Source organism: Lentzea sp. CA-135723 (genome assembly GCF_050936595.1).
GTDB lineage: Bacteria > Actinomycetota > Actinomycetes > Mycobacteriales > Pseudonocardiaceae > Lentzea.
In genome coordinates this window covers 6,490,087-6,514,903 of record NZ_JBNJMK010000001.1, presented here as the reverse complement: position 1 = coordinate 6,514,903, position 24,817 = coordinate 6,490,087, and the positions used below count along the sequence as shown (strand labels likewise).

The 24,817-nt window shown below is 69.7% G+C and carries 21 protein-coding genes; 9 read left to right on the top strand and 12 right to left on the bottom strand.

The window, feature by feature from the left end:
• Positions 1 to 69 precede the first annotated feature (69 nt).
• From purH to ACQEU1_RS30400, 7 genes are all read right to left on the bottom strand, one after another.
• Positions 70 to 1,641 (bottom strand): bifunctional phosphoribosylaminoimidazolecarboxamide formyltransferase/IMP cyclohydrolase, encoded by a 1,572-nt coding sequence (purH, locus tag ACQEU1_RS30430; RefSeq protein ID WP_433209007.1) that lies wholly within the window; start codon positions 1,639 to 1,641, stop codon positions 70 to 72.
• Positions 1,638 to 2,255, bottom strand: coding sequence for a phosphoribosylglycinamide formyltransferase (gene purN / locus ACQEU1_RS30425; protein WP_433211870.1), 618 nt, complete (start codon positions 2,253 to 2,255; stop codon positions 1,638 to 1,640). Before purN ends, purH begins: the two co-directional genes overlap by 4 nt.
• 55 nt (positions 2,256 to 2,310) lie before the next feature.
• Positions 2,311 to 3,843 (bottom strand): cell division protein PerM, encoded by a 1,533-nt coding sequence (locus tag ACQEU1_RS30420; RefSeq protein ID WP_433209004.1) that lies wholly within the window; start codon positions 3,841 to 3,843, stop codon positions 2,311 to 2,313.
• A gap of 114 nt (positions 3,844 to 3,957) precedes the next feature.
• Positions 3,958 to 4,689 (bottom strand): DUF5336 domain-containing protein, encoded by a 732-nt coding sequence (locus tag ACQEU1_RS30415; RefSeq protein WP_433209001.1) that lies wholly within the window; start codon positions 4,687 to 4,689, stop codon positions 3,958 to 3,960.
• A 196-nt stretch (positions 4,690 to 4,885) separates the two neighbouring features.
• Positions 4,886 to 5,773: a succinate--CoA ligase subunit alpha gene (gene sucD, locus ACQEU1_RS30410; RefSeq protein WP_433208998.1), complete on the bottom strand. Its 888-nt coding sequence runs from the start codon at positions 5,771 to 5,773 to the stop codon at positions 4,886 to 4,888.
• A gap of 5 nt (positions 5,774 to 5,778) precedes the next feature.
• Entirely contained in the window at positions 5,779 to 6,945 is a 1,167-nt protein-coding gene (gene sucC / locus ACQEU1_RS30405; RefSeq protein ID WP_285643199.1) for an ADP-forming succinate--CoA ligase subunit beta, read from the bottom strand.
• 214 nt (positions 6,946 to 7,159) lie between these two features.
• On the bottom strand, positions 7,160 to 8,839 hold the full coding sequence (locus ACQEU1_RS30400) for a hypothetical protein (RefSeq protein ID WP_433208995.1): 1,680 nt from the start codon (positions 8,837 to 8,839) through the stop codon (positions 7,160 to 7,162).
• Between the two features lie 135 nt (positions 8,840 to 8,974).
• On the opposite strand from ACQEU1_RS30400, the gene ACQEU1_RS30395 reads away from it, so the two are divergent.
• Both ACQEU1_RS30395 and ACQEU1_RS30390 read left to right on the top strand, forming a co-directional pair.
• Positions 8,975 to 9,955 carry an esterase/lipase family protein gene (locus ACQEU1_RS30395; RefSeq protein ID WP_433208992.1) on the top strand — a complete coding sequence of 327 codons (981 nt, stop codon included), beginning with the start codon at positions 8,975 to 8,977 and terminating at the stop codon, positions 9,953 to 9,955.
• A 281-nt stretch (positions 9,956 to 10,236) separates the two neighbouring features.
• Positions 10,237 to 10,953, top strand: coding sequence for a M23 family metallopeptidase (locus ACQEU1_RS30390; protein ID WP_433208989.1), 717 nt, complete (start codon positions 10,237 to 10,239; stop codon positions 10,951 to 10,953).
• 417 nt (positions 10,954 to 11,370) lie between these two features.
• Here ACQEU1_RS30390 and ACQEU1_RS30385 read toward each other — a convergent pair whose 3' ends face one another.
• From ACQEU1_RS30385 to ACQEU1_RS30375, 3 genes are all read right to left on the bottom strand, one after another.
• On the bottom strand, positions 11,371 to 11,592 hold the full coding sequence (locus tag ACQEU1_RS30385) for a hypothetical protein (RefSeq protein WP_433208986.1): 222 nt from the start codon (positions 11,590 to 11,592) through the stop codon (positions 11,371 to 11,373).
• A gap of 1,157 nt (positions 11,593 to 12,749) precedes the next feature.
• Positions 12,750 to 15,062 carry a DNA helicase PcrA gene (pcrA, locus tag ACQEU1_RS30380; RefSeq protein ID WP_433208983.1) on the bottom strand — a complete coding sequence of 771 codons (2,313 nt, stop codon included), beginning with the start codon at positions 15,060 to 15,062 and terminating at the stop codon, positions 12,750 to 12,752.
• Positions 15,063 to 15,135: 73 nt separating this feature from the next.
• Positions 15,136 to 15,645 (bottom strand): hypothetical protein, encoded by a 510-nt coding sequence (locus ACQEU1_RS30375; RefSeq protein ID WP_433208980.1) that lies wholly within the window; start codon positions 15,643 to 15,645, stop codon positions 15,136 to 15,138.
• Positions 15,646 to 15,874: 229 nt separating this feature from the next.
• On the opposite strand from ACQEU1_RS30375, the gene ACQEU1_RS30370 reads away from it, so the two are divergent.
• Complete coding sequence (locus ACQEU1_RS30370; protein WP_433208977.1) at positions 15,875 to 16,132, top strand: chorismate mutase; 258 nt, start codon at positions 15,875 to 15,877, stop codon at positions 16,130 to 16,132.
• A 22-nt stretch (positions 16,133 to 16,154) separates the two neighbouring features.
• Here ACQEU1_RS30370 and ACQEU1_RS30365 read toward each other — a convergent pair whose 3' ends face one another.
• Complete coding sequence (locus ACQEU1_RS30365) at positions 16,155 to 17,207, bottom strand: histone deacetylase (RefSeq protein ID WP_433211867.1); 1,053 nt, start codon at positions 17,205 to 17,207, stop codon at positions 16,155 to 16,157.
• A gap of 70 nt (positions 17,208 to 17,277) precedes the next feature.
• Between ACQEU1_RS30365 and ACQEU1_RS30360 the strand changes: the two genes are divergently transcribed.
• The 6 genes from ACQEU1_RS30360 (at position 17,278) to ACQEU1_RS30335 (ending at position 23,843) form a co-directional block, all read left to right on the top strand.
• On the top strand, positions 17,278 to 17,604 hold the full coding sequence (locus tag ACQEU1_RS30360; protein WP_433208974.1) for a hypothetical protein: 327 nt from the start codon (positions 17,278 to 17,280) through the stop codon (positions 17,602 to 17,604).
• Positions 17,605 to 17,707: 103 nt separating this feature from the next.
• The gene (locus tag ACQEU1_RS30355) at positions 17,708 to 18,559 is read left to right on the top strand and encodes a hypothetical protein (protein ID WP_433208971.1); all 852 of its coding nucleotides are present in this window, start codon (positions 17,708 to 17,710) and stop codon (positions 18,557 to 18,559) included.
• Positions 18,560 to 18,730: 171 nt separating this feature from the next.
• Positions 18,731 to 19,570 carry a hypothetical protein gene (locus ACQEU1_RS30350; protein WP_433208968.1) on the top strand — a complete coding sequence of 280 codons (840 nt, stop codon included), beginning with the start codon at positions 18,731 to 18,733 and terminating at the stop codon, positions 19,568 to 19,570.
• Between the two features lie 193 nt (positions 19,571 to 19,763).
• Positions 19,764 to 20,603 (top strand): hypothetical protein, encoded by an 840-nt coding sequence (locus tag ACQEU1_RS30345; protein ID WP_433208965.1) that lies wholly within the window; start codon positions 19,764 to 19,766, stop codon positions 20,601 to 20,603.
• Positions 20,604 to 20,750: 147 nt separating this feature from the next.
• Positions 20,751 to 22,073: a serine/threonine-protein kinase gene (locus tag ACQEU1_RS30340; protein ID WP_433208962.1), complete on the top strand. Its 1,323-nt coding sequence runs from the start codon at positions 20,751 to 20,753 to the stop codon at positions 22,071 to 22,073.
• Positions 22,074 to 22,268: 195 nt separating this feature from the next.
• On the top strand, positions 22,269 to 23,843 hold the full coding sequence (locus tag ACQEU1_RS30335; RefSeq protein ID WP_433208959.1) for a protein kinase domain-containing protein: 1,575 nt from the start codon (positions 22,269 to 22,271) through the stop codon (positions 23,841 to 23,843).
• A 4-nt stretch (positions 23,844 to 23,847) separates the two neighbouring features.
• Here the strand turns inward: ACQEU1_RS30335 and ACQEU1_RS30330 are convergent, their stop codons facing one another.
• Positions 23,848 to 24,750: a LysR family transcriptional regulator gene (locus ACQEU1_RS30330; protein WP_433208956.1), complete on the bottom strand. Its 903-nt coding sequence runs from the start codon at positions 24,748 to 24,750 to the stop codon at positions 23,848 to 23,850.
• Positions 24,751 to 24,817 lie beyond the last annotated feature (67 nt).

Sequence of the window (24,817 nt, the reverse complement as noted above, 5' to 3'; positions counted from 1 at the left end):
ACGGGACCGGCGAGACGCGAAAGGGGCCACTCCCCCGACGGAAGCGGCCCCAACTCCGAGCAACGAGCCTCAGTGGGCGAAGTGACGCGTGCCCGTCAGGTACAGCGTGATGCCCGCCTTCTCGGCAGCCGCGATGACCTCGGGGTCGCGCACCGAACCGCCGGGCTGCACGACCGCGCGCACGCCGGCCTCCAGCAGCACCTCGAGACCGTCCGGGAACGGGAAGAACGCGTCGGACGCGCCGACCGCTCCGACAGCGCGCTCACCGGCGCGCTTCACCGCGAGGTGCGACGAGTCGACCCGGTTGACCTGGCCCATGCCGACGCCGACGGTCGCGCCGTCGTTCGCCAGCAGGATCGCGTTCGACTTCACGGCGCGGATGGCGCGCCACGCGAACTCCAGGTCCGCCAGCGTCTTCTCGTCCGCGGGCTTGCCGCAGGCGAGGGTCCAGTTGGCCGGCGAGTCGCCGGACGCGTCGATGGCGTCGCGCTGCTGCAACAGCAGGCCGCCGGACACCGGACGCATCTCGGCACCACCGCGCGCGGGCGGCTCCGCCACGAGGATGCGCACGTTCTTCTTGCGCTGCAACACCTCCACCGCACCGTCCTCATAGGACGGAGCGATGACGACCTCGGTGAAGATCTCCGAGACGAACTCGGCCATCTCCACGGTGACCTCGCGGTTCGCCGCGATGATGCCGCCGAACGCGCTGACCGGGTCGCACTCGTGCGCCTTGCGGTGCGCGTCCGCGATGCTCAGCTCGGACACCGCGATGCCGCACGGGTTGGCGTGCTTGATGATCGCGACGCACGGCAGCTCGTGGTCCCACGCGGCACGCCACGCGGCGTCGCCGTCGAGGTAGTTGTTGTACGACATCTCCTTGCCGTGCAACTGCTTCGCCGACGCGAGGCCCACCCGGCCGTCGCCCTGCGCGTAGATCGCGGCGCTCTGGTGCGGGTTCTCGCCGTAGCGCAGCACGTTCGAGCGGTTCCAGGTGGCGCCGACCCAGCCGGGGAAGCCGCTGCCCTCGTCGTCCGGCGCCAGCACGTTGCCCATCCAGGAGGCGACGGCCACGTCGTAGGAAGCGGTGTGGCGGAAGGCATCCGCGGCCAGGCGCTGCCGGTCGGCCATCGTGAAGCCGCCCTCGCGGACGTTCTCCAGCACCCAGTCGTAGCGGGCCGGGTCGACGACGACGGCGACGTTCGCGTGGTTCTTCGCCGACGCGCGGACCATCGCGGGCCCGCCGATGTCGATCTGCTCGACGCAGTCGTCCGGCGAGGCGCCCGACGCCACGGTCTGCGTGAACGGGTACAGGTTCACGACCAGCAGGTCGAACGGCGCGATGTCCATCTCGCGCAGCTGCTCGACGTGCGACTCCTTGCGCAGGTCGGCCAGCAGACCGGCGTGCACGCGCGGGTGCAGCGTCTTGACGCGGCCGTCGAGGCACTCGGGGAACCCGGTGACCTGCTCGACCGGCGTCACCGGGACGCCCGCGTCGGCCAGCACCTTGGCGGTGCCGCCGGTGGACACGATCTCGACTCCGGCCGCGTGCAGGCCGGTGGCCAGTTCCAGCAGGCCGGCCTTGTCGGAGACCCCGATCAGGGCCCGGCGGACCGGTCGCCTCTCGGCAGGAGTGCTCACGGAATGCTCACCTTTCGTCCGTTCACGGTGCAGCCCTCACGGGCCAGCCGGCCGACCGTCTCGACGAGCAGCCGGCGTTCGACGACCTTGATGCGTTCGTGCAGGGTTTCCTCGGTGTCGCCGGGTTCGACGGCCACGGCCTCCTGCGCGAGGATCGGGCCCGTGTCGACGCCCGCGTCGACCAGGTGCACCGTCGATCCGGTGACGTGCACGCCGTACGCCAGCGCGTCACGAACGCCGTGCGCGCCGGGGAAGGCGGGCAGCAGCGCGGGGTGGGTGTTGATCATCCGGCCGCCGAAGCGGGCGAGGAAGCGCTCTCCGATGATCTTCATGAAGCCGGCGGACACGACGAGGTCCGGTTCGTAGGACGCGACGGCCTCGGTGAGGGCGGCGTCCCACGCGTCGCGGTCGGCGTGGTCGCGCAGCTTCACCGCGAAGTGGGGCACCCCGGCGCGTTCGGCGCGCTTGAGGCCCTCGATGTTCTCGCGGTCGGCGCCGACGGCGACCACCTCGACGGGCAGGTCGGCGTCCAGCAACGCCTGCATGAGGGTTCCGGAACCGGAGACGAGTACGACGACGCGCGCCGGTGTCGGAAGCCGAAGTTCGGTGCTCAGCGTCTACTCCTGGGCGTGGCGTGGTGTTGCAGCAGCTCAGGGGCAGTTTAGGCCGTCACCGTTCCGGCTTGGCGTCCAGGTCCTCCTCGGACTCCATGCCCAGCATCTCGTCGAACTCCGCATCGAGGTCTTCCTCGTCCTCGACCGGTTCCTCGTCCTCTTCTTCGACGTCCTCGACGTCGTCGGCGACGTCTTCCTCGTCGTCGTACTCGTCTTCTTCTTCGTACTCGTCTTCGTCGTAGTAGTCGTCGTCTTCGAGGTCCTCCTCGACCTCGAACTCGTCCTCGTCCACGACCTCGAGCTGTTCGAACTGGTCGGTGAGCTCGTCGTCCTCGAACACGACGTCCGGGTCGACGGCCTCCTCGTCCTCGTCGTAGTCCGGTTCCACGAACTCGGCGACCCCGGCCGCCGCGGCCTTCGTGCGGTTGCCGGCGAGCCAGGCCACCAGTGCGCCCGGCACGAGCACCCAGACCAGCACGGCCAGCGCGAGCAGGCCCGCGGGCACCGTCACGGGGTCGAACGCGCCGCCGGCCAGCCGTCCACCGGCCGTCGCGGCGAGCACCAGGCTGCCGACGGCCGCCGTGATCGCGGCCACCAGCACCGCGCGCACCCGCGAGGTCGACCGGTCCGACACCTTGCGGCAGGTCCAGCCGACGACCAGGCCGATCAGCAGGCCGCCGACGAGCACGCCGGGGCTCCACGGGTACGCGCTCTCCGGCATGGCCGCGAGCAACGGCACCGGGGGCACGTCACCGCCGACGAACCGCAGCGGCGTGACCTCTACCCCGCCCATCGAGAACCCGGCGCCCACCACGTAGGAGAAGCCCGCGATGATCGCGTTCGGCAGGTAGGCGAGGCACAGCAGGAACACGCCGAGCCCGACGCCGAACGACGGCCCGGCGCCCGCGAAGAGCCCGCTGGTCGTCGGCCACGACACCGCGAGCCCGGCGGCCACCGCCAGCGCACCCACGCTGACCAGCGCGAACAACGCCATGAAGCCGGCCCGCAGCCCGTGCAGCGCCACCGGGTCGAGCTTGTCGAACACCACCTCGTACAGGCCGCAGCGCCGGGCGACGCCGATCGTGGCGGCGATCCCGGACACCGCCGCGCAGCCGAAGAAGGCGACGGCCGGCGTGGCGCGCACGACCCCGTCACCCATGATCAACGCGATCGCGCCGCCGGTGACGGCGTGCGCTCCGGCGATGCTGAGCACGACCCCGCGCGCCTGCAGCGGTTCGTAGAGCCCGAGGCGGTCGGCGGTGCCCGCGGCGGTGCGGCCGACCAGCAACATCAGCAACGCGGTCGCGAGCAGCGGCAGCACGCCGAGCTGGCCCGACTCGAAGCGCAACGGCACGTGGTGCGCGGCGAGCCACGCGGGCGCGGCGGCGCTGAGCACCCCGGACGTGGAGAACTGGGCGTACGTGGCCGTCGCGGAGATCAACGCGAGCACGGCGGCGACCGCCGCGTACCCGACCACCACCGATCCGACCGCGGCCGCGACGAGCACGCGCGTGCGTTCGGAACGGGAGAACTCCGGTGGGCGCACGGTGTTGACCTCGCGGGTCACCTCGCGTTGCAGCACGGGCACTTCTCCACTGTGTCAGGCCGCCTGAGCCATTCGGGTCAGGCACGCCGCGTCATGCGAACAGGGGTGGCGCCGGAGAACCGGCACCACCCCTGAAGGTCGAACGGTGTGCGGACCTTACTGCTGCGGTCCGCCGAAGCCACCGGGCGGCGTGCCCGGCGAGCCGAACTGGCCCGGCTGCGGCATGAAGCTCGTCTGCTGCGGCGGCTGACCCGGCTGCGCGGGCTGCTGCGGCTGCTGGCCGAACTGCTGCTGGCCGAACGACGGCTGCTGGGCCTGCTGCTGGGGTGCCTGCTGCTGCGGGGCCGCCTGCTGCTGACCGAACTGCTGGCCGCCCTGCTGCGGGAACGCGCCGGACTGCGGGTTCCAGCCGCCCGGCTGCCCCTGCTGCTGACCCGCGTACGGGTTCGCGGGCTTCGGCTCGAGCTTCACGACGCCCTCGGCCATCAGGAACGCGAGCACGATCGCGGCCGTCTCCACCAGCGCCACGATGAGCAGCACGATGTCGAGGCCCTGGATCGACGGCGACTTGATGATGAGCTGCAGCTGCAGCAGGGTCTGCACGGCCGCCAGGACAGCGGCGACCGGCACGAAGCCCTTCGGGACGCTCGGCAGCAGCGACAGGCCGGCGAGCGCGCCCGCCGCGAGCAGGTAGACCACGTTGCCGCTGCTCACGTCGTCCGCGAAGGCGACGAGGTACGCGACGAGACCGAGACCCGCCGCGACCAGCGGGAGGATCTGGGCCAGGTTGATGTTGTTGGCGCCTGGAGCCCCGTGGCCCGCAGGCGGTGCCTGGTGCTGTGCCGGACCCGGCGGCTGCTGCTGGGGTGCGCCGTAAGGCACGGACATGTCGAGGTCTCCTCCTCAAACCAGGGTGCGTCGAGTGACGCTAGCAGTGCGACCCGCTACTAGGACGATGGACCGATCATCTCGGTTCCGCCATACGAGCGAAGGCCAGACCCCGAAACTACTCGGAGTCTGGCCTTCGCGTTGCCGTACGTGTCTGAGATCAGGAACTCAGCAACCCTGAGAAACCTTGGCGTTCTCAGAGCGACTGCATGATCTCCCGCATGAGCGAGGCGGTCTCGGACGGCGTCTTGCCGACCTTGACGCCGGCGGCCTCGAGGGCCTCCTTCTTCGCCTGCGCGGTGCCCGCCGAGCCGGAGACGATGGCGCCGGCGTGGCCCATGGTCTTGCCCTCGGGAGCGGTGAAGCCCGCGACGTAGCCGACGACCGGCTTGGTCACGTTCTCCTTGATGTACGCGGCCGCGCGCTCCTCGGCGTCGCCACCGATCTCACCGATCATCACGATCGCGACGGTCTCGTCGTCGGCCTGGAAGGCCTCGAGGGCGTCGATGTGCGTGGTGCCGATGATCGGGTCGCCACCGATGCCGATCGCGGTGGAGAAACCGAAGTCCTTGAGCTCGTGCATCATCTGGTAGGTCAGGGTGCCGGACTTCGACACCAGACCGATCTTGCCGCTGCCCGCGATGTTCGCGGGGATGATGCCGGCGTTGGACTTCCCGGGGCTGATGATGCCGGGGCAGTTCGGGCCGATGATGCGGGTCTTGTTGCCCGTCGCGACGGCGTGCGCCCAGAAGTACGCGGTGTCGTGCACCGGGATGCCCTCGGTGATGACGACCGCGAGCTCGATCTCGGCGTCGATGGCCTCGACCACGGCGGCCTTCGAGAAGGCCGGCGGGACGAAGATCACGGTCACGTTCGCGCCGGTGGCCTCCATGGCCTCCTTGACGGTGCCGAAGACCGGGAGCACGGTGCCGTCGAAGTCGACCTTCTCGCCCGCCTTGCGCGGGTTCACGCCACCGACGATGTTCGTTCCGGACGCGAGCATGCGCTTGGTGTGCTTGGTGCCTTCGGCACCGGTCATGCCCTGGACGATGACCTTGCTGTTCTCGTTGAGGAAGATAGCCATCTGACTCAGACCCCCGCAGCCGCGAGCTCGGCGGCCTTGGCGGCCGCGTTGTCCATCGTGTCGACAACGGTCACCAGCGGGTGGTTGGCCTCGGCGAGGATCGCGCGGCCCTCCTCCACGTTGTTGCCGTCCAGGCGGACGACGAGCGGCTTGGTGGCCGAGTCGCCGAGGATCTCCAGCGCCTTCACGATGCCGTTGGCCACGGCGTCGCACGCGGTGATGCCACCGAAGACGTTGACGAAGACCGAGCGGACGGCCTCGTCGCCGAGGATGACGTCCAGGCCGTTGGCCATGACCTCGGCGGACGCGCCGCCACCGATGTCGAGGAAGTTCGCGGGCTTCACGCCGTACTGCTCACCGGCGTACGCGACGACGTCCAGGGTCGACATGACCAGGCCGGCGCCGTTGCCGATGATGCCGACCTCGCCGTCGAGCTTGACGTAGTTGAGGCCCTTCTCCTTGGCCTTCGCCTCGAGGGGGTTCTCCGCCTGCTTGTCGACCAGCTCGGCGTGGGCCGGGTGGCGGAAGTCGGCGTTCTCGTCCAGCGTGACCTTGCCGTCGAGGGCGACGATCTTGTCCTGCGGGTCGCGGACCAGCGGGTTGACCTCGACCAGCGTGGCGTCCTCGGAGACGAAGGTCTCCCAGAGCTTCACGATGGTGTCGACGACCTGGTCCTTGACCTCGGCCGGGAAGTTCGCGGCGTCCGCGATCTCACGGGCCTTGGCCTCGTCGACGCCCTTGATGGCGTCGATGGCGATCTTCGCGAGGGCCTCGGGCTTGGTGGCCGCGACCTCCTCGATGTCCATGCCGCCCTCGACGCTCGCCATGGCGAGGAAGGTGCGGTTGGCGCGGTCGAGGAGGAAGGAGAAGTAGTACTCCTCCGCGATGTCGGAGGCGGGCGTCACCAGCACGCGGTGAACGATGTGCCCCTTGATGTCCAGGCCGAGGATGGCGGTCGCCTTCTCCTCGGTCTCCTCGGGGGTGGAAGCGAGCTTCACACCACCGGCCTTGCCGCGGCCGCCGGTCTTCACCTGGGCCTTGACGACGACTGCCTGGCCGAACTTGGCGGCGATGGCCTTGGCGTCGGCGGGGTTGGTGGCCACATCGCCCGGCAGTACCGGGACGCCGTGGGCGGCGAAGAGGTCCTTCGCCTGGTATTCGTACAGGTCCACTCGGGTCTCCTGCGACGTCGGTGTCGGAACACAACACCGCGCCTGGGTGGTCCTCAAGGGGCCAAGCGAACCCACTTGACGCGGCTGGGCCCAGACACTATCGACCTGCGGGTACCGCTCGCACGTCACCACCGGTGAGGTCGGTCTCAACGGCGGTGAGGTCGATCACGCGTACGCGCGCGGTATAAGGAAACACGAGTTGTAGGACACGTTTTCAGCGGTTCGCACGACTGCCCATCAAGCCCGCCGCGATCAGCAGAGCCGCGATCGCCGCCAGCGCGAGCCACGTGCCGGGTGCCGCGGTGGCGCCCTCGACGCGGTCGCCCGTGAGCGGCAGTTCGAGTGCGCGGACACCCATCAGCAGCGCGAGGCCCACGAGCGACGCGGCGCCACGAGCGGGCCTCGACCGGGACACGGCCACGAGCGTGATGATCAGCGTTGTGAGGGCGAGCAGCAGGGTCCAGGACACGGCGGGGTCGTTGTCCGGGATCAACGTGGGCGACGTGTACTCGTCGCCCTTCATCGTCGGCAGGGCGAAGGCGCCGACCGAGAAGAGGCCGGCGAGCAGGAGCGCGCCCAGTTCGGCGACCGGCAGCTGGTCCCTCTTCGTCTCGCCCAGGTTCTCGCGTTCGATCGCGGAGGCGAGGCCGGCGCACGCGAGCGCCAGCAGGCCGAGCGGGGCCTCGACCACCATCAGCCAGAACCCGGCGCCGGGCTGGGCGACGCCCACCTGACTCGCCGCCGTCACCACCTCGACGATGCCCGCCGCGGCGAGCTGCATCGCGAAGAGGCCGCCGATCAGCGCCGGACGCACGGTCGCGGCCGTCGCGGGCACCAGCAGGAGGAGCCCGAGCGCGCCGAACGCGAGCCCGGCCACCCACAGCAGGCTCACCGACGCGAGATCGGGTGCCGCGCCCCCGGTGGAAAGAGTCAGCTGCGGCAGGAATGCGCCGACGAGCATCGCGGTTGCAGCGAGTACGGCGAAGACGCCGGCGGCGACGTGCATGCGCCTGGGAGTGGGGAGTTCGGGGTCCCGGGTCGCGTCGCGCTCGCCGCGCAGGAGTCGCGCCGTGCGGCCGAGGAGGGGGACGCCGGGGAGGAGCAGTGCGACGGTGAAGGCGGTCACCGAGCCGCCGGTGACGCCGAGGCCCGTCGCGACGGTGCCGGCCGCCAGCGGCGGGACCACGACGGCGAGCAGGGAGAGGGAGACGCCGAACGTGCCGCCCTCGCGGGTGTCCGGGTCGGGGGAGCTGGCGGCGAGCGCGGTGGCCAGGGGGACGGCCACGGCGATCAGCAGGCCGCCGATGAGGCCGACGGTGGGCAGGTCCCACGGGCCGCGGTCGAGCTGGAACGGGTCGGTCGAGGTGAACGGCTTGCCCAGCAGGCCGACCGCGGCGAACAGCGAGATGAAGACCGGGATGGCGACCAGGGTCGGTGGTTCCGACTCGTCGGCGGGCATGCCGGCGCGACCGGCCGAGAGCGCGCCCGCCGCGATGGTGAGCAGGTGGCCCGCGATCAGCAGCCAGACGCCGAGGGCCGGGGTGACGGCGACGAGGGTGGTGGGGCGGAAGAGCTCCGGCCTGGCCACGTCCATGGCGTCGAGGAAGACCTGCGCGTCGCTCAGCAGCCGGCCGACCGCGAAGACGCCGGTGGCGGCGATCAGTCCGGCGGCCACGAACGGACGCCCGCGCATCAGCAGCACGCCCGCGGCGGCGGGCGGTGCGAGCGCGAGGAGGGCGAGCAGCGGCCACGACGTGAAGGCGGGGTCCGCGCCGTCGACCACGCCGAGCAGCGGGCCGAGGGCGAGCAGGAGACCACCCGCCGCGGCGAGGGCCCAGGACGTGCGCAGCCTGGCGGCCGCCGGGGTCTGGTTGTCGAGCTCGGTGCGAGTCATCGCGGGCGAACCTAGCAAGACCTGAGCAGCACTGCGTGTGACCTTGGGCTTCCTATCAAGACGAAATTCGTTCGCGTGTGGAAAACATCCGCTGGGTACTCCTAGGTCGTGACTTCATCACTTACCGTCGCTCATATGAGCGACAACGGCCGGTCCTGGCTCACGCGTCTGACCGACGCGGCGCTGGACCGTGCCGGGTGGGGCGTGCACACGGCCCGTGACGTCGCGGAAGAGGTCAAGGTGGCGCTGCGGGCGATGGCCACGCCCGGCGGCATGCGCGGCGTCGCCATGGAAGCGGCCTGGTTGACGGCCCACGCGGTGCTCTACCCGTGGGGCGCGATCACGGAGCAGCTCCGGCCGGAAGGCCAGTACCGGCACTACCGCACCGACGGCCTGCCGCCCCGGCAGCGCGGCCTGATGGTTTCGGCGATGGACGCGGCGGGCACCCCGATCGTGCTGGTGCACGGCATCGGGGACAACCGTTCCGCCTTCGCGGTGCTGTCGGGGGCTCTGCGAAGGCGGGGCTTCGGGGTGGTGCACGCCATCAACTACAGCGTGCTGACGGCGTTGACCGGTGACGTCCGCCGTTCCGCCGCGCTGCTGGGCGCGCACATCGAGCGGATCTGCGAGCAGACCGGATCCGATCAGGTGCACGTGGTCGGCCATTCACTCGGCGGGCTCATCGCCAGGTATTACGTACAACGGCTGCACGGCGACTCACGAGTTCGCACACTCGTGACCTTGGGGACGCCCCACAGCGGCACGCTCGCCGCCTACCTGCTGCCGACGCCCCTGACGCGGCAGCTGCGTCCGGGTTCGGAGCTGCTGTCCGAGTTGGCCGAACCGTGCCGCCCGTGCCGCACCCGGTTCGTGGTGGTGTGGTCGGAGATGGATCAGATCATCGTGCCGCAGCGCAACGCCCGGCTGGAGCACTCGTCGTTACTCGTCGAAGAGCACCAGATACGTGATTCAGGTCACCTTTCTTTGCCGGTTGACACGAGGACTCTTCACGTAGTTGTGACGGCCATCACCCGATCGGATGACTTGTCAACTCACCCCATCGCCGCCGGTGGTGAGGCGTGTCGGCCCCCTGGCCTGACCGACAGTCACAGTTGACAGTTGAAACCCGCTGGTTGCCGCCCGTTCGCAGGACATAACGAACTGGGGTTTGCCCTCCGAGCCTCCGCGCCGTTACTGTCCCCCGGTCCGTTGTCACGGTCTGATCACAGAAGGACACCGAGTCAGAACCCCGAATCCTGACTCGCCGGGAATCCCCCGCCCGGTTGTCCGCCCGATCAGGCTCCCCGAAGGCGGAAGGGCAAGCTTTGAGTCACCACCGCTCCCCCGGCGGCCATGAACGCAGTGCTGCGCTTGAAGAGGCAGTCGACCGCGCATCCGTGCGTCCGGTCAGCTCCCACCGGCTCCCCCCGCCACCGTCGGCGCTTCGCGGACGCATCGTCGTCGCCGCAGTCGCCGTAGGCGCGTTCGCCGCGGCAGGCGCCGGCCAACTCGGCCAGGCAGCCACCGACGACAGCACCGACGTCCAGCTCGCGAACCACTCCGGTGGCGCCGCGACCTTCGACGGCGTCGGCGGCGACACCGCCCCCGCCCCGCAGATCCTCGCGGTCTCCAAGACCACGTCAGAGGGCTCCGCGGAGGCCGCCAAGCTCCTGCGCAGTCAGCAGCTCACCACCGAGCGCGAGGCCGTCGAGGCCGAGAAGAAGCGCCCGAAGTTCGTCCGCCCCGCGGCCGGCGACTTCACCTCCGGCTACGGCGGCCGCTGGGGCACCATGCACCTCGGCATCGACATCGCCGGCCCCATCGGCACCCCGATCCTCTCCGCCGCCGACGGCGTCGTGATCGAGGCGGGCCCGGCCTCCGGCTTCGGCCTCTGGGTGCGCGTGCAGCACGAGGACGGCACCATCACCGTCTACGGCCACGTCGACACGTACAGCGTCAAGGAAGGCCAGCAGGTCAAGGCCGGCCAGCAGATCGCCCGCATGGGCAACCGCGGCTTCTCGACCGGTCCCCACCTGCACTTCGAGGTGTGGAACCCGGGCGGCCAGAAGATCAACCCGCTGGGCTGGCTGAATGAGCGCGGCGTTACCGTCTGACCCTCGCTCCAGGTTGCGGACCTTCGGTTCGCGCTTTGGGTGGGTTCGCGGGCTTTGAGGTTCGGGCTGCGGCTTGTTTGGTTTCGGGTCGCGGCTCCTGGTTCGGATTTTGTTGAACTACGGCTCAGTAGCTTTCTGACGGGCGTTCTCGGGCTTCGCCACCTCCAGGGGTGGGTGTGGTGGGGTTCATCGCCTCAGGGGGCTCTTGCGGCCCAGGAGCCTCTAGCGTCGCTCCAGCACCGCCCCAGGCCGGCTCCAGGTTGACCACGAGTGGTCCCGAGTCGGCTGTGAGTTCAGGGCCGACTGCGAGTGGCCTCGAGTTGGCTGTGGATTTCGGGCTGACTGCGAGTGGCCCGAGTCGGCCAGTGGGTCTCAGGTGGCCTTGCGGGTCGAGGACGCGGGGCCGGTTCGAGTGGCTCAGACTTCGTGGACGAAGTAGGTCGCCGCTACCCGCCAGACCGAGCACATGTGCCTGCGCCAGCGTGGGCCGCACGCCTTGCAGGCCCCGCTCTCCGTTGGTTCGTGGTGGCGCAACAGAGTGCGCCAGGCTTCGACCAGCCTGATGGTGTCCGGGGATTCCAGCTGGTTGAGGATTGCGAACACACGTTCGTGCAGGGCGCCGGCCAGTACGTGATCCATCTTGAGCTCTTCCGCTGGGGGTTCTGCCTCATGCGGACGATTCTGCTCGGAGGGTCTGACAATTTTTGAACGCAGGCATGCTGACCTGCGTCGATCCTGCTCGGCCGTGGCCGAGCGGCCTGGTTGGACAGTGCGGCCGGACCGCTCTCCCGTTCGGTCCGGCCGCACTTCGCCGCGAAGTTGGGCCCCCGCCGTCCCTTCGCTCCCCTTCGTCTGCAGGCTGCTCGTTGTGCTGTGGACCGCCCCGAACGTTCCACGGCTGTGCTGCTTGCGACACCCACATAGACGCACCTACCCGGCAGTCGTTGCGCTGGTTTTCCGGATTTCTGCGGATTTTCCCAAGATTTGGTGAAGCTGCTGGTCAGGGCGGGTGGGGGTGGTCCGGTTCGGGGTGGGTTGTGACTTGTGTCTGCGGGTCGTTGGCGTTCCGTAAGTTGGGGTGCGTTTGGTGTGCGGGTTTGCGGGTGGGCGCGTTGGTGTGGGCGGGTTCCTGTTTCGTGCGCGGGGCGCTGCCCCGGACCCCGCCAATCTGATCAAAAGCCGGGGCCAGCGCCCTCGGCAGGTAGATGGCACGCCTGTTTGTGTTGGGCGGCTTGCTGTTTCGTAGGTTGGTTGCGTTGGTGGGGTGGCTTCGTCACGAGTCGAGCCAAGAGCGGGCCACACCTGAGGAGGGGTGTCAAACCGCCGAAGAGCGTGGCGGTTTGACACCCCTCCTCAGGTGCAGCGAGAGCTGTGGCACGACTCGTGACGAAGCCACCCCACCCGGCGCGTATGGGAAAGACGGCTCGCCTTCGGCCTCGCGGGACTTGTGGTGGCTCGCCTTCGGCTTCGCTGGCCCTTTGCGTCGTCCTGGCAGGCGCCCGCCGCGCCCACAGCACCCGCCGTCCACAGCACCCGCCGTCCACAGCACCCATCCACCACACGCACCCATCCACCACCCCTACCCATCGCATCCACCGCACCCGCCGTCCACCGCGCCCATCCACCACACACCAATCCACCACCCCCGCCCATCGCATCCACCGCACCCGCCGTCCACCGCCCCCATCCACCGCGCGCACCACACCCGCAGGCCGCCCAAACACCACCAAGGCCTGCGACCCCGCCCTGGTGGGCTGGCGGTCGCAGGCCTTGGTCGTGGCTGCGTGTGTGGCTGGTTAGAGCTTGGTCATCGGGACGCTGCCGATGAGCATCAGGCGGACCGTGCCCGAGCCTCCGAAGTCGATGGTGGCGGTGGCTCGCAGGCCCGCGCCGTCCACGGCCACTACCCGGCCCAGGCCGTACTTGTCGTGGGTCACTCGGTCGCCCACTTCCAGCTTCATGGCCGGGGCGTCCTTCCAGCCCGCCTTGCCCGGGGCTGGGCGGCTCAGGCCGCGCGAGGCTATGCCGCCTGAGGCTGAGCGGCCCCAGGTGGTGGCTGCTGTCGGGGCTGCGCGGGAGGGTTCTACTCGGCGCCAGTCGAGCAGGTCCTGCGGGATTTCGCCCAGGAAGCGGCTCGCCGGGTTGGCTGACGGTTGGCCCCAGGCCGAGCGGACCAGCGCTCTGGAGAGGTAGAGGCGGCGTTGGGCTCTGGTGATGCCCACGTAGGCGAGGCGGCGTTCTTCTGCCAGTTCCGCCGGGTCGCCCAGGGCTCGCATGTGGGGGAAGACGCCGTCTTCCCAGCCCGTGCTGAAGACGACCGGGTATTCGAGGCCCTTGGCGGTGTGGATGGTCATCAGGGTGACCACGCCGTCGGAGTCCGCGTCCGGGATCGAGTCGGCGTCCGCGACCAGGGAGACGCGTTCCAGGAACGCCGGGAGGGACGGGACCGGGTCGGCGCCCTCCGGGAGTTCCAGTTCGGTGAACTCGCGGGCGACGGTGACCAGCTCGTTGAGGTTTTCGATCCTCGTGTGGTCCTGCGGGTCCTCGCTGGCTTCGAGTTCGGTGCGGTAGCCCGTTTTTTCGAGGACGGCTTCGAGGATGTCGGCCACGTCGTCTTCGCGCGCGACCATTTCGCCGAGCTGGTCCATCATCTCCACGAAGCCCGCGATCGCGTTGCGGGAGCGCGGGTTCAGGAGCGGGACCCGGTCTTCGACGGCTTCGCGGAGGGCCGCGGCGAAGCTGATCCGCTCGCGTTCGGCGTAGGTGGCGACGCAGGCTTCCGCCCGGTCGCCGATTCCTCGCTTCGGGACGTTGAGGATCCTGCGGAGCGAGACCGTGTCCTCCGGGTTGGCCAGCGTGCGCAGGTAGGCGAGGGCGTCGCGGACCTCGCGGCGCTCGTAGAAGCGGACGCCGCCGACCACCCGGTACGGGAGGCCGAGGCGGATGAAGATCTCCTCGAAGACCCGCGACTGGTTGTTGGTGCGGTAGAAGACGGCGATCTCGGAGTTGTTGACCTCGCCGCTGTCGACCAGGTGGTCGATCTCGTTGGCGACGAACGCCGCTTCGTCGTGTTCGTTGTCGGCGACGTAGCCGACGATCTTCTCGCCCTCGCCGAGGTCGGACCACAGCGTCTTGTCGCGGCGGTTCGGGTTGCGGGAGATGACGGCGTTCGCCGCCGTCAGGATGTTCTGGGTGGAGCGGTAGTTCTGCTCCAGCAGGATCGTGGTCGCGTCCGGGTAGTCGCGCTCGAACTCCACGATGTTGCGGATCGTCGCGCCGCGGAAGGCGTAGATCGACTGGTCGGCGTCGCCCACCACGCAGAGCTCGGCCGGCGGGAGCTCGCCGCCCGCCTTGCCCACGAGCTCGCGCACCAGCGTGTACTGCGCGTGGTTGGTGTCCTGGTACTCGTCGACCAGGACGTGCCGGAAGCGGCGGCGGTAGTGCTCGGCCACGTCCGGGAACGTCTGCAGGAGCTCGACGGTCCTCATGATCAGGTCGTCGAAGTCGAGGGAGTTCGACTCGCTCAGGCGGCGCTGGTAGACCGTGTAGACCTCGGCCACGCGGCGTTCCAGGTCGTTGGTGGCCTGGGCGGTGGCGGTCTCCGGGTCGATGAGCTCGTTCTTGAGGTTCGAGATGTGCACGGCGAGGGTGCGGGCCGCGTACTTCTTCGGATCCAGGTCGAGGTCTCGCGCGACGAGGGTGATGAGGCGGCGGGTGTCGTCGCTGTCGTAGATCGAGAAGTTCGACGACAGGCCCAGCGTCTTGGCGTCGCGGCGCATCACGCGGACGCACATCGAGTGGAACGTCGACACCCACATCGAACGGGCGCGCGCGCCCACCATGTCGGCGACGCGCTCCTTCATCTCGGCGGCCGCCTTGTTCGTGAACGTGATGGCCATGATCTGGCCGGGGTGCACGTCACGTTCCGCGAGCAGGTACGCGATCCGCCGGGTGAGGACGCGCGTCTTGCCGGAGCCGGCGCCCGCCACCACGAGCAGGGGCGAACCGGCGTGCTCGACGGCACGGCGCTGCGCGGGGTTCAGGTCGTCGAGCAGGTGGCCCGCGCGGGAAACGGGGGGACTTGAGGGCAAGTCGAACAAGGCGCTCATCGTCCATCCACGGTACCGGGCGGCACCGACAAATCCGGTACCGCCCGACCATGTGTTCGAGAAACCTGTTCGATCAGGTGCTGGTGTCGATCTTGAACAACTGCCCGGCGTGCACCTTGGCATGTCCTCCTGCCTCGGCGTACACGTCGATGCTGTCGTTGTAGTGCTCCCACTTGACGACGCTGGTGTGGATCTTCAGCGCCGGCCACGCCTCCTTGTCCACGATCAGGTGGTTCTGCGTGCACCTGAGACCTTCGGCGCCGGGACCGTCGTTCACGTCCCAGCAGTCCCAGCCGCGCCCCTCGTAGGAGGTGACGTCTAGCCGGTCGGTCGGGAACGAGACGAAGAGGTCGAGCCCCTGCTCCTCGTGACCCGCCGTGTTGGTGATGCCGACGGTGAACTCCTGCCGGTACTGGCCCGGTCTGGTGCTCCAACTGCCCGTTCCGGACCAGCCTTTGCCCGCGGTGAGCGCGATCGTGGCGAAGTCCGGTTCCGCCGAGACGGCCGGCACGACCGAGGCGGCGGGGATGACCACGACGGACAGCGCGAGAGCAGCGGTTGCGCCGAGTGCGTACTTCAACATGACTCCCGGTGGTCGCTATGTGAGACGACGGCAGCCTAGGAACTCATTCTGTGGCAGACTAGGGCCATGCGCGCGACGTACTTCGAGTTTTTCTACGGGAACCGGACTCCGGCTCCCGTGGTCGTCCAGCGCTGACAAAGCCAACCACGAAGCCCCGGAGTCCATCGGACCCCGGGGCTTCGTCGCTTCCGGGCCAAGGACTCGAAGTTCCCCGAGAGGTCAACCAGTGATGGACACCACCACCGAACCCGACATCAACGAGCTGCGCGAGGAGATCGACCACCTCGACGCGGAGATCCTTCGCCTCGTGCAACGGCGCGTCGAGGTATCCAAGATCATCGGCGCGGCCCGCATGGCGGCCGGCGGCACGAAGATCGTGCACAACCGCGAGATCGACGTGCTCAACCGCTACAAGCCGCTCGGCCCCGAGGGCAAGGACCTCGCGATGATCCTGCTCAAGATGGGCCGCGGCCCGCTCGGTAGGTAGTTCCACCAGTGGTGGCCCGGCGTCACAGCACGCCGGGCCAAAAAGGCTTCAGCGCCGCGCGGACCCGGTCGAGGTCGGCGTCGACCAGCTGGGTGTCGTCCGGCACGTAGGCCAGCGGGTCCCCGAGCAACGGCTCCGGCAGCCGCAGCAGCCCCTCGGCCAGCGCGTGCAGGCACAACGCCGAGTAGCCGCGCAGGTAGCCGCCTTCCTGGGTGAGCACGACCCGCGTCCCGGACGACGCCACTCTCCTGCCGATCTCGCGGTACCCGTCCGCCGTGAGGTTGTGCCGGCCGTTGGGGTCGAACGCCGACCCGTCGAACCCGGACGCGCACACCAACAGGTCCGGCTGGAAGTCGCGCAGCAGAGGGAAAGCGATCTCGTCGAGCGCGCGCATGTACGCCGTGTCGCCCGCACCGAGCGACAGTTCGATGTTCACGTTCCTGCCGTTGGCACCCACTTCTGATGGCGCGCCCGTCTGCGGGTGGTTCGTGCCCCACGCGCCGTGCCGCATGTGCACCGAGATCGTCAGCACGTCCGGGCGGTCGTAGAACGTCTCCTGCGTGCCGTTGCCGTGGTGCACGTCCCAGTCCAGGACCGCGACCCGCTTCCCTTGGCGCCGCGCGGTCTCCGCCACCAGCGCCGCGTTGTTCACGAAGCAGTAGCCGTCCGCCATGTCCGGCTGCGCGTGGTGGCCCGGCGGACGCACGAGCGCGTAGGCGATGGGCGCGCCGGACTCCAACGCCGCCAACGCCGTTCCCGCCGCCGCGCACGCCGCACGCCACGTTTCCGGCCCTACGACCGTGTTCACTTCCAGCGCCACACGCTCGGACACGCGCAACGAGTCCAAGTACCCGGCCGTGTGCACGCGCAGAAGCTCGTCAACGGACGCATGCCGCCCCTCGTGCCACGTCAGGTGCGGCGCCACCGGGCCGTGCGTCAGCGCGTGCCGGAACGTGCGCAACCGCGCGGCGTTCTCCGGGTGCGGCTCGGCCACGTCGAGCCACGGCCAGGAGCCCGGCAGCTCCCACAGGCCCTCACCGGCGTCGTGCTCGAGGCAGTCGTCGTGCCAGAACATGTCCACCCGAATCGGATATCAGGGCGATCACGGATGGTCCATCGAAAAAATCTGGAGGCACACTGGAGTCATGGGCCTCATCGCCGCACTGATCGCCATCGCCGGCCTGCTCGCCGCCTTGGCGCACGACGCTTACCTGGGCATGCTCGGATCGGCCGCGAACAAGAAGGGCCTGTCCGGAGCACCTGTCGCGCAGTTCGTCCGCAGCCGCTGGAAGACCGCCATCATCGCGACCGCCGGAGCCGTGATCGGCCTGCTGATCACCGGTGGCGCATCGCTGGGCGCCGACATCATCGGCGCGCTGATCGCCGGCGGCAGCGGTCTCGTCGCGCTCAACGGCGTGCAGAACACCCGCAAGCAGTTGAACAGCGGTCAAGCGCAACTCCCACCCAGGTAGGAACTTCACACAAAAGAGTGTCACTCGTCCTGAACACCCCCTTTTGGTTGGTTGGGTACCTCCAGACGGCCCTACTCTGATTGCGTCGCAGAGGGGTGTCGGGATGGACGAACTGCCGGGCAAACATCGACTCGACGACGGGATCGCGCCGCCGCAGCGGCCCGTCGTCGGGGGCGATCGCATCCCGCTGCCCCGCCGCCGCCAGATCGACCCGCTGCAGGACACCGATGGCCTGCGCAAGTTCAACATCGGCCTGGTGCCCGCGTCGGTCACGCCGCCGCGCACCTGGAAGCGCGCCGCCTGGTTCGCCGTCGTCTCGTCGGTCCTCGTCCTCGTGGGCCTGAGCTTCGCCGCGGCCAAGCTGGTCGGCGGAGGCGGCGCGGTCGAGACGGTCGGGCTGCCCGGCTACCCGTCGGACGTGCCGATCATCTCCGCGCTGCCCACCGGCGGCACCAGCCCGTCCGCGACGGGCACGAAGCCGTCCGCCGCGAACACCGGCAGGGGCGCCCCGGTTCCGGGCACGGGCACCCGCACGTCCTCCCCCGCGGGCACCGGCACCGGTCAGAGCGGAACGCCCGCCCCCAAGCCGTCCGGGTCGGCGCCGCCGGTCATCACGACCGTGCCGGTCACGCAGGCCCCCGTGGTCGACGGCGGCAAGATCGCCACGCAGACCGAGCACTTCTACCGCGAGATGGCGACGAACGCCGACACCGCGCTGGCCATGACCACGGACACCGTGCGCTCGAACGCCGGCGCGCTGCTGGAGGGCAGGCTCGCCGACATCTCGCTGATCGAGGTGAAGGAGATCGCCGTCGACCCGAGCAAGGGCCTCACCGTGAGCCTGCTCCAGGTGACGAAGAAGGACGGTTCGGTCAGCACCGAACAGCGCGAGCTCAGCTTCACCCTCGGCGACCTCCCGCTCATCAACGGTGAACGGTTGAAGGTCGGTGGCTGAAGTGGCTAAAGGTCACGGCCGGAGCTACCGAACGTAGTAAGTAGCACCGCCGAGCGTTTGCTGGGCACCGCCGGCCGCCACGATCGGATGAAGTTCACCCGGAGACTGGCGTGTTCGGGCAGTGCCACGGTACGTCTTCAGGCGAACACGGACAGTACGGAGGCCAGAGCAGTGCAGCGTCCCGCGGCGACGACCGGACGGCGGCACAACCGCGCCGGCTCGATCAGCGTGGCCGAGCTGATCAAGCAGCAGCCGACCTCCATCCGCATCCTCTCCAACGAGGATGCCGCCACGGACGCCCTGGTCACGTCCCTGCTCGGCCCCACGGAGAACATGACGGCCACGACGGCCGTGATCCCCGTCGTGCCCGGTCGCCGCAGGCGCGACACCAAGCCCAGCAGAGCCGGCCGGGTCGCCGGGCTGCTGACGGGCGCGATCGTGCTCGTCTCGTCCATCGCGGGTGCGGCGATCCTCGCGGGCAAGCGCCCCGACAACGCCGGCGTGCCCGTCTCCGAACGGCCCGTCGCGCTGTCCGGGTCGAGCGCCCTGCGACCCGACGTCCTCTCGGCCCAGCTGCCGAACGAACGCCCGCCCGTGCCGACCACCGGCACCGCCGTGCCCATGCCGCAGCCGTCCGCGTTGCTGCTGGAACCCAGCGCGCAGGAGACGGCCGACTCGGCCACGCCCGAGGTCTCCGTCGGCCCGTTGCCGCAGGTGGACGTGGTGAAGAAGTTCTACGAGCTGCTCACGACCAAGCCCGGCGCGGCGGCCAAGCTGCTGTCTCCGGAGCTGGTCGGCGCGAGCCCCGCCGAGTTCGTGAAGTCCTGGGGAACCATCAGGACGGTCAACGTCGACCAGACGTCGGTGCGGCCGGACGGATCGGTGCTCGCGGTCGTCTCGATGCAGGAGGCGGACGGCAGCTGGCTGCGGATCGAACAGCTCTTCTGGCTCACGTCAACCACTCAGCCGCGGATCGTCGGCACCGAGGTCCTTTCGGCGCAGCGGAGTTAGGTCGCGCCCAACTGGGATCGCCGTTCGCAGTCGAACGGTGACCGTTCGTCTCTGAAACCCTGTTTCGATCGTGAAAATTCCCCCGAAGGGGTTACATCTCGGGTCACGATTCGGTATCCATGTTCCCGCCAGTGCGCGAACGCGAACTTGGAAGGGTGAACGAGCGGTGTCGATTGAGGACCATCGTCGGCGGTTGACCGGATCCGCTGAGTCGACCGGACAGCTGTCGGTCGCCGAGCTGATCGCCCGCCGCGAGGCGGAGACCGCGGAGATCCCGGTGATCACCGACGACATCACCCCAGAGGCGTTCGAGCCGACGGTCAAGTTCAAGCCGGTCAAGGTGCCCGGCAAGCTCAAGAAGCAGCCCATGAAGGAGCTGCACATCACCGAGCTGCTGCGCCGTGAAGGCCGTGCCGACGACACGCAGCGCGGCGGGTTCACCGTCGGCAAGCTGGCCGCCGCGGCCAGCGGTGGCGTCATCATCTGCGGTTCCGTGGCGTTCGCCGCCTCCTCCTGGCTGTCCTCGCCGGATGAGCGCCCCCTCGCCGAGGTGCGGTTCGACGAGCGCGGCCAGGCCCGCGTCGCGAGCGGCGGCACCGAAGGCGTCGTGAAGCTGCCGTCGAACAAGACGCAGCAGGCCGACGCCACCGAGACGCAGCAGGCGGAGACGACGACCTCGGACCCGACGACGCGCGTCGCGCCGTACGTCCAGACCGAGCAGAAGCGTCCGACGCAGCAGCAGACCCAGCAGACGCAGACGCCGTCCACGGAGACCTCGACCTCCACGACGCCGCCGACGTCCACCGAGACGACCACCCCGAGCACGCCGCCGTCCAGCGAGACGCCCGCGCCGCCGAGCTCGTCGACCACCCCGCCGCCGAGCGGCAGCACGACGCCGCCGAAGTCCGAGACCGCGCTGCCCCCGACGTCCAACCCGGTCGACGTGAGCGTGGACCTCGGTCTCCTCGACCCGGTGCTCAACACCGTGGGCGACACCGTCGGCGGATTCGACTTCTTCGCCCCGGCGAACTGAGGCACGACAGGTAGCTCAGCGGCAGCCCTCGACAGGTACCCTGTGCGGGCATTCCGGACGACCCGCTGACTACCGCACGAGGAGCACGAGCGTGGGACCTGCTGCCGTTGCCGCAGTCACGCCTTCGCGCACCCCCGAGGTGAGCTCGTGACGACGTCCGGAACATCGGACGGCCGTCTGATCGCCGACCGCTACCGCTTCCTCGACCGCATCGGCTCCGGCGCGATGGGCATCGTCTGGCGCGCCCACGACGAACGCCTCGGCCGCGAAGTCGCCATCAAGCAGCTGCTGCTGGCGCCCGGCCTGGACGAGAAGGAGCAGGACGAGGCGATTCAGCGCGCCATGCGCGAGGGCCGCATCGCCGCCAAGCTGCACCACCCGAACGCCATCGCCGTGTACGACGTCGTCGAGGAAGACGGCGTCCCGTGCCTGGTCATGGAGTACCTGCCGTCCTACAGCCTCGCCGACGCGCTGGCAGAGGGCGGGCCGATGGACCCGGTCGAGGTCGCCAGCATCGGCGCCCAGTGCGCGGCGGCTCTCGCGGCGGCACACGCGGCCGGGATCGTGCACCGCGACGTGAAGCCCGGCAACGTGCTGATCGCCGAGAACGGCGTCGTCAAGATCACCGACTTCGGCATCTCGCGCGCGTCCGACGACATCACGGTCACCAAGACCGGCCTGATCGCCGGCACGCCCGCGTACCTCGCGCCGGAGATCGCGCGCGGCCAGGACCCGACGCCCGCCTCGGACGTCTACTCGCTCGGTTCGACGCTGTTCGCCGCGATGGAGGGCGAACCGCCCTATGGAGTGAGCGAGAACACTCTCGGTGTTCTGCACGCCGTCGCGGCCGGGCGGATCAACCCGCCGACCGTCGACCACCCGCTCGCCGACACGCTGCTGTACCTGCTCAACTTCGAGCCGGAAGACCGGCCGACCATGTCGCAGGCGCGGGACGTGCTGAACGCCGTGGCGCACGACCGCTCGCCGTCGTTCACCGGGCTGTCGGTGGTGGCCGGGCCCGACCCGACGACGATCGTGGAGCCCGAACGGACCCGCGTGGTCCGCCCGGCCCCGCGCACGTCGCCGCCGCGGACCGCTCCGCCGATGGCACCCGCGAGGGGCCAGGAGAACAACCGGCCGCTCGTGATCGCGGCGGTGGTTCTGGCGTTGTTGCTGGTAATCGGCGGTCTGATGGTCGCACTCGGGGTCTTCAACAAGGAACCGAACACCCCGTCGGCGCCGCCCGCGAGCAGCTCGCAAACGGTGGAACCGACATCTTCGTTGCCCGAGGTGACCACAACCACCCCCGAGGCAACGACAACGCAGCAAACGACGTCTAGCACTACGACGACGACAACTACGACCACCACGACGACTACTACGACGACCACCACGACGACGAGTGCGAAGCCTCCGAGCTCGCCCCCGCCGTCTTCGCCCCCACCGAGTTCGGCGGACCCGTCGAACTGACCGGGCTAAGCGTGGTTGGGCCGTGGAAATCTCGTAAGGTGGGTACCCACACCTATTGGGGTGAGCTGAACCCGAAGGTGTGATCAGCCGTTGAACAGAGAGCACATGACCGCACAGCGGGGAGCAACTGTGACCGATGATGGCCGATTGGTCGCTGGTCGCTACCGATTGAGCCAGCGGATCGGCAGTGGCGCCATGGGCGTCGTCTGGACGGCACACGACGAACGCCTGCACCGCACTGTCGCGGTCAAGCAGCTCCTCCTGCAACCCGGCCTGGCCGAATCCGACACGGACGAGGCGAAGAGACGGGCCATGCGCGAGGGCCGCATCGCGGCACGCCTGCAGCACCCGCACGCGGTCGCCGTCTACGACGTGGCCGAGGACGACAGCCAGCCGTGGCTGATCATGGAGTACCTGCCGTCGAAGAGCCTCTCCGCGGTGCTCTCGGAGCGTGGCACGCTCCCGCCGCGCGACGTGGCGTCGATCGGCATGCAGGTCGCCTCCGCGCTGGCCGCCGCGCACAACGCCGGCATCGTGCACCGCGACATCAAGCCCGGCAACGTGCTGCTCGGCGACGACGGCACCGTCAAGATCACCGACTTCGGCATCTCGCGCGCGACCGGTGACGTCACCGTGACCGCGACGGGCATGCTCGCGGGCACCCCCGCCTACCTCGCACCCGAGGTGGCGAAGGGCTACGACCCCGGCTCGCCGTCGGACGTGTTCTCGCTGGGGTCGACGCTGTACGCGGCGATCGAGGGCGAACCGCCGTTCGGGCTGAGCGAGAACACGATCGCGCTGCTGCACAAGGTCGCGTCCGGCAAGGTGAACCCGCCGCGCAACGCGGGTCCGCTGACGGCGCTGCTGATGCGCCTGCTGCGGGCGGAGCCGGAGGACCGGCCGACGATGGCCGAGGCCAGGGACGCGCTCGCGGCCGTCGCGAACGGTCAGGCCGCCCCCGCCTTCACGCCCGCCGTGGTCGCGCCGACGCACCCGCCGTCGTGGCGCGGTGCGCCCGTGCAGCAGCCGCAGCAGCAGGCCGCCACGCGCGCCCTCCCGCCGCAGCAGCACGTCCAGCAGTCCCCGCCGCCCAACGCGACGAGGGTCGACCTGGGCACGCCACCGCGTCCCATGCCCACGCAGCAGTCGCCGTCGAACCACCGCCCGGCCGCCGCGCCGCAGTACTCGCAGCGCCCGAAGCAGTCCCGGCCCTCGGCGCTGTCGTCGGTCTCGAAGAACAAGAAGTCGACGGTCATCACCGCGCTCGCCATCGTGGCGGCCGCGGTCATCGGGATCATGTTCGCGAGCATGATCTCGGACAAGACCGGTGGCGGCACGGACAACAACGCCGGCCCGAACACGTCGACCGAGCAGACCAAGGGCAACGACCCGACCAAGCCGTCGACGCCGCAGAAGTCCGCCGGCAAGGCGGGCCAGTGGACGACCCAGCCGTCCCCCGACGACATGCGCGGCTTCCTGAACGACTACTTCAGCACCGCGCCCACGTCGCCTCAGGACGCCTGGAAGTTCGGCAACGGCAACTTCCAGGGCAGCTACTCGGGCGGCTACTCCGGCTTCCAGAACTTCTGGAACGGCATCAAGGAAGCCAAGGTCGTCGAGGCGAACGAAAAAGAAGGCTTCTACTGGGAAGTCGTGGTCCAGTACACGAAGAAGGACGGCGGCACGACCACGGAACGGCGCGGCATCTCGTTCCAGTGGGCCAGCCCGAACTTCTTCCTGCACAGCGACAGGTCGCTCGGCCAGGTCTGACGCGTCAGGAGGCCCGCGCCGCCTTCTCCAGGGCTTCGGCCAGGGTGAGGACGGCCGGGTTCCAGGCGGCGTCCTCGCGGTAGACCACGTGGATGTGCCGGACGGGCTCCGGGTTGCGCACCTTCCGCAGGACCACTCCGGGGTGCGCGTAGCCCAGCCCGAGCCTCGGGATGATCGTCACGCCCAGGCCGGCCGCCACGAACCCCTGGGCGGTCGCGTAGTCGTCGCTCTCCACGGCCACCTGCGGGGCGAACCCGGCTCCCGCGCACGCGTTGCGCACGAGGCTCGCGCACGGTCCCGGGGTGCCGCAGTCCGCGTCGATCCACGGTTCGTCGGCCAGTTCGGCCAGGTCCAGCACGCGCTTGCGGGCGAGGGCGTGGCCTCGCGGCAGGACGGCGTAGAACGGGTCGGCGAGCAGGTGTCGCGCGACCATGCCCTCCGGGGCCGGGGCGTCCGGTTCGAGGACCGTGATGGCCACGTCCGCGCGGCCCGCCGCCAGCTCGACGAACGGGTCGGTCGGCTCGGTGAGCTTGAGGTCCAGTTCCACGCCCGCGCGTTCGGCGCGGAAGGTGGCCACCGCCGGCGGCACCAGGGCCGCTCCCGCCGTGGCGAAGTAGCGGACGCGCAGGGTGCCCGCGCAGCCGTTGCGCAACGCCGTGAGGGCGCTCTCGGCCTCGGCCAGCTGCTCGGCGAGGCGGGCGGCGTGCTCGGTGAGCAGCCTGCCGGCCGCGGTGGGCCTGATGCCCCTGCCGACGCGTTCCAGCAACGGCAGCCCCGCCTGCTTCTCCAGGCCCGCCACCTGCTGCGACACCGCGGACGGGGTGTAGCCGAGGTTCGTCGCGGCCGCGGTGATGGAGCCCGAGCTCACGACGGCCCTGAGCACCTGCATTCGTCGCACGTCCAGCATGGTCCGACCTTACAGCGGTGCTTAAAGGTTTCCCACAACAATTAAATTGTTTTCAGGTGTCGCAGGG

Excerpts from the sequence above, each read along its gene's own strand:
- ACQEU1_RS30375 (WP_433208980.1), bottom strand. The coding sequence starts at position 15,645 with ATGTTGAAGTACGCACTCGGCGCAACCGCTGCTCTCGCGCTGTCCGTC.
- ACQEU1_RS30355 (WP_433208971.1), top strand. The coding sequence starts at position 17,708 with ATGGACGAACTGCCGGGCAAACATCGACTCGACGACGGGATCGCGCCG.
- ACQEU1_RS30395 (WP_433208992.1), top strand. The coding sequence starts at position 8,975 with ATGAGCGACAACGGCCGGTCCTGGCTCACGCGTCTGACCGACGCGGCG.
- pcrA (WP_433208983.1), bottom strand. The coding sequence starts at position 15,062 with ATGAGCGCCTTGTTCGACTTGCCCTCAAGTCCCCCCGTTTCCCGCGCG.
- ACQEU1_RS30365 (WP_433211867.1), bottom strand. The coding sequence starts at position 17,207 with ATGTTCTGGCACGACGACTGCCTCGAGCACGACGCCGGTGAGGGCCTG.
- ACQEU1_RS30360 (WP_433208974.1), top strand. The coding sequence starts at position 17,278 with ATGGGCCTCATCGCCGCACTGATCGCCATCGCCGGCCTGCTCGCCGCC.
- ACQEU1_RS30370 (WP_433208977.1), top strand. The coding sequence starts at position 15,875 with ATGGACACCACCACCGAACCCGACATCAACGAGCTGCGCGAGGAGATC.
- ACQEU1_RS30385 (WP_433208986.1), bottom strand. The coding sequence starts at position 11,592 with ATGGATCACGTACTGGCCGGCGCCCTGCACGAACGTGTGTTCGCAATC.
- ACQEU1_RS30335 (WP_433208959.1), top strand. The coding sequence starts at position 22,269 with ATGGGCGTCGTCTGGACGGCACACGACGAACGCCTGCACCGCACTGTC.
- ACQEU1_RS30415 (WP_433209001.1), bottom strand. The coding sequence starts at position 4,689 with ATGTCCGTGCCTTACGGCGCACCCCAGCAGCAGCCGCCGGGTCCGGCA.
- ACQEU1_RS30330 (WP_433208956.1), bottom strand. The coding sequence starts at position 24,750 with ATGCTGGACGTGCGACGAATGCAGGTGCTCAGGGCCGTCGTGAGCTCG.
- ACQEU1_RS30400 (WP_433208995.1), bottom strand. The coding sequence starts at position 8,839 with ATGACTCGCACCGAGCTCGACAACCAGACCCCGGCGGCCGCCAGGCTG.
- sucD (WP_433208998.1), bottom strand. The coding sequence starts at position 5,773 with ATGGCTATCTTCCTCAACGAGAACAGCAAGGTCATCGTCCAGGGCATG.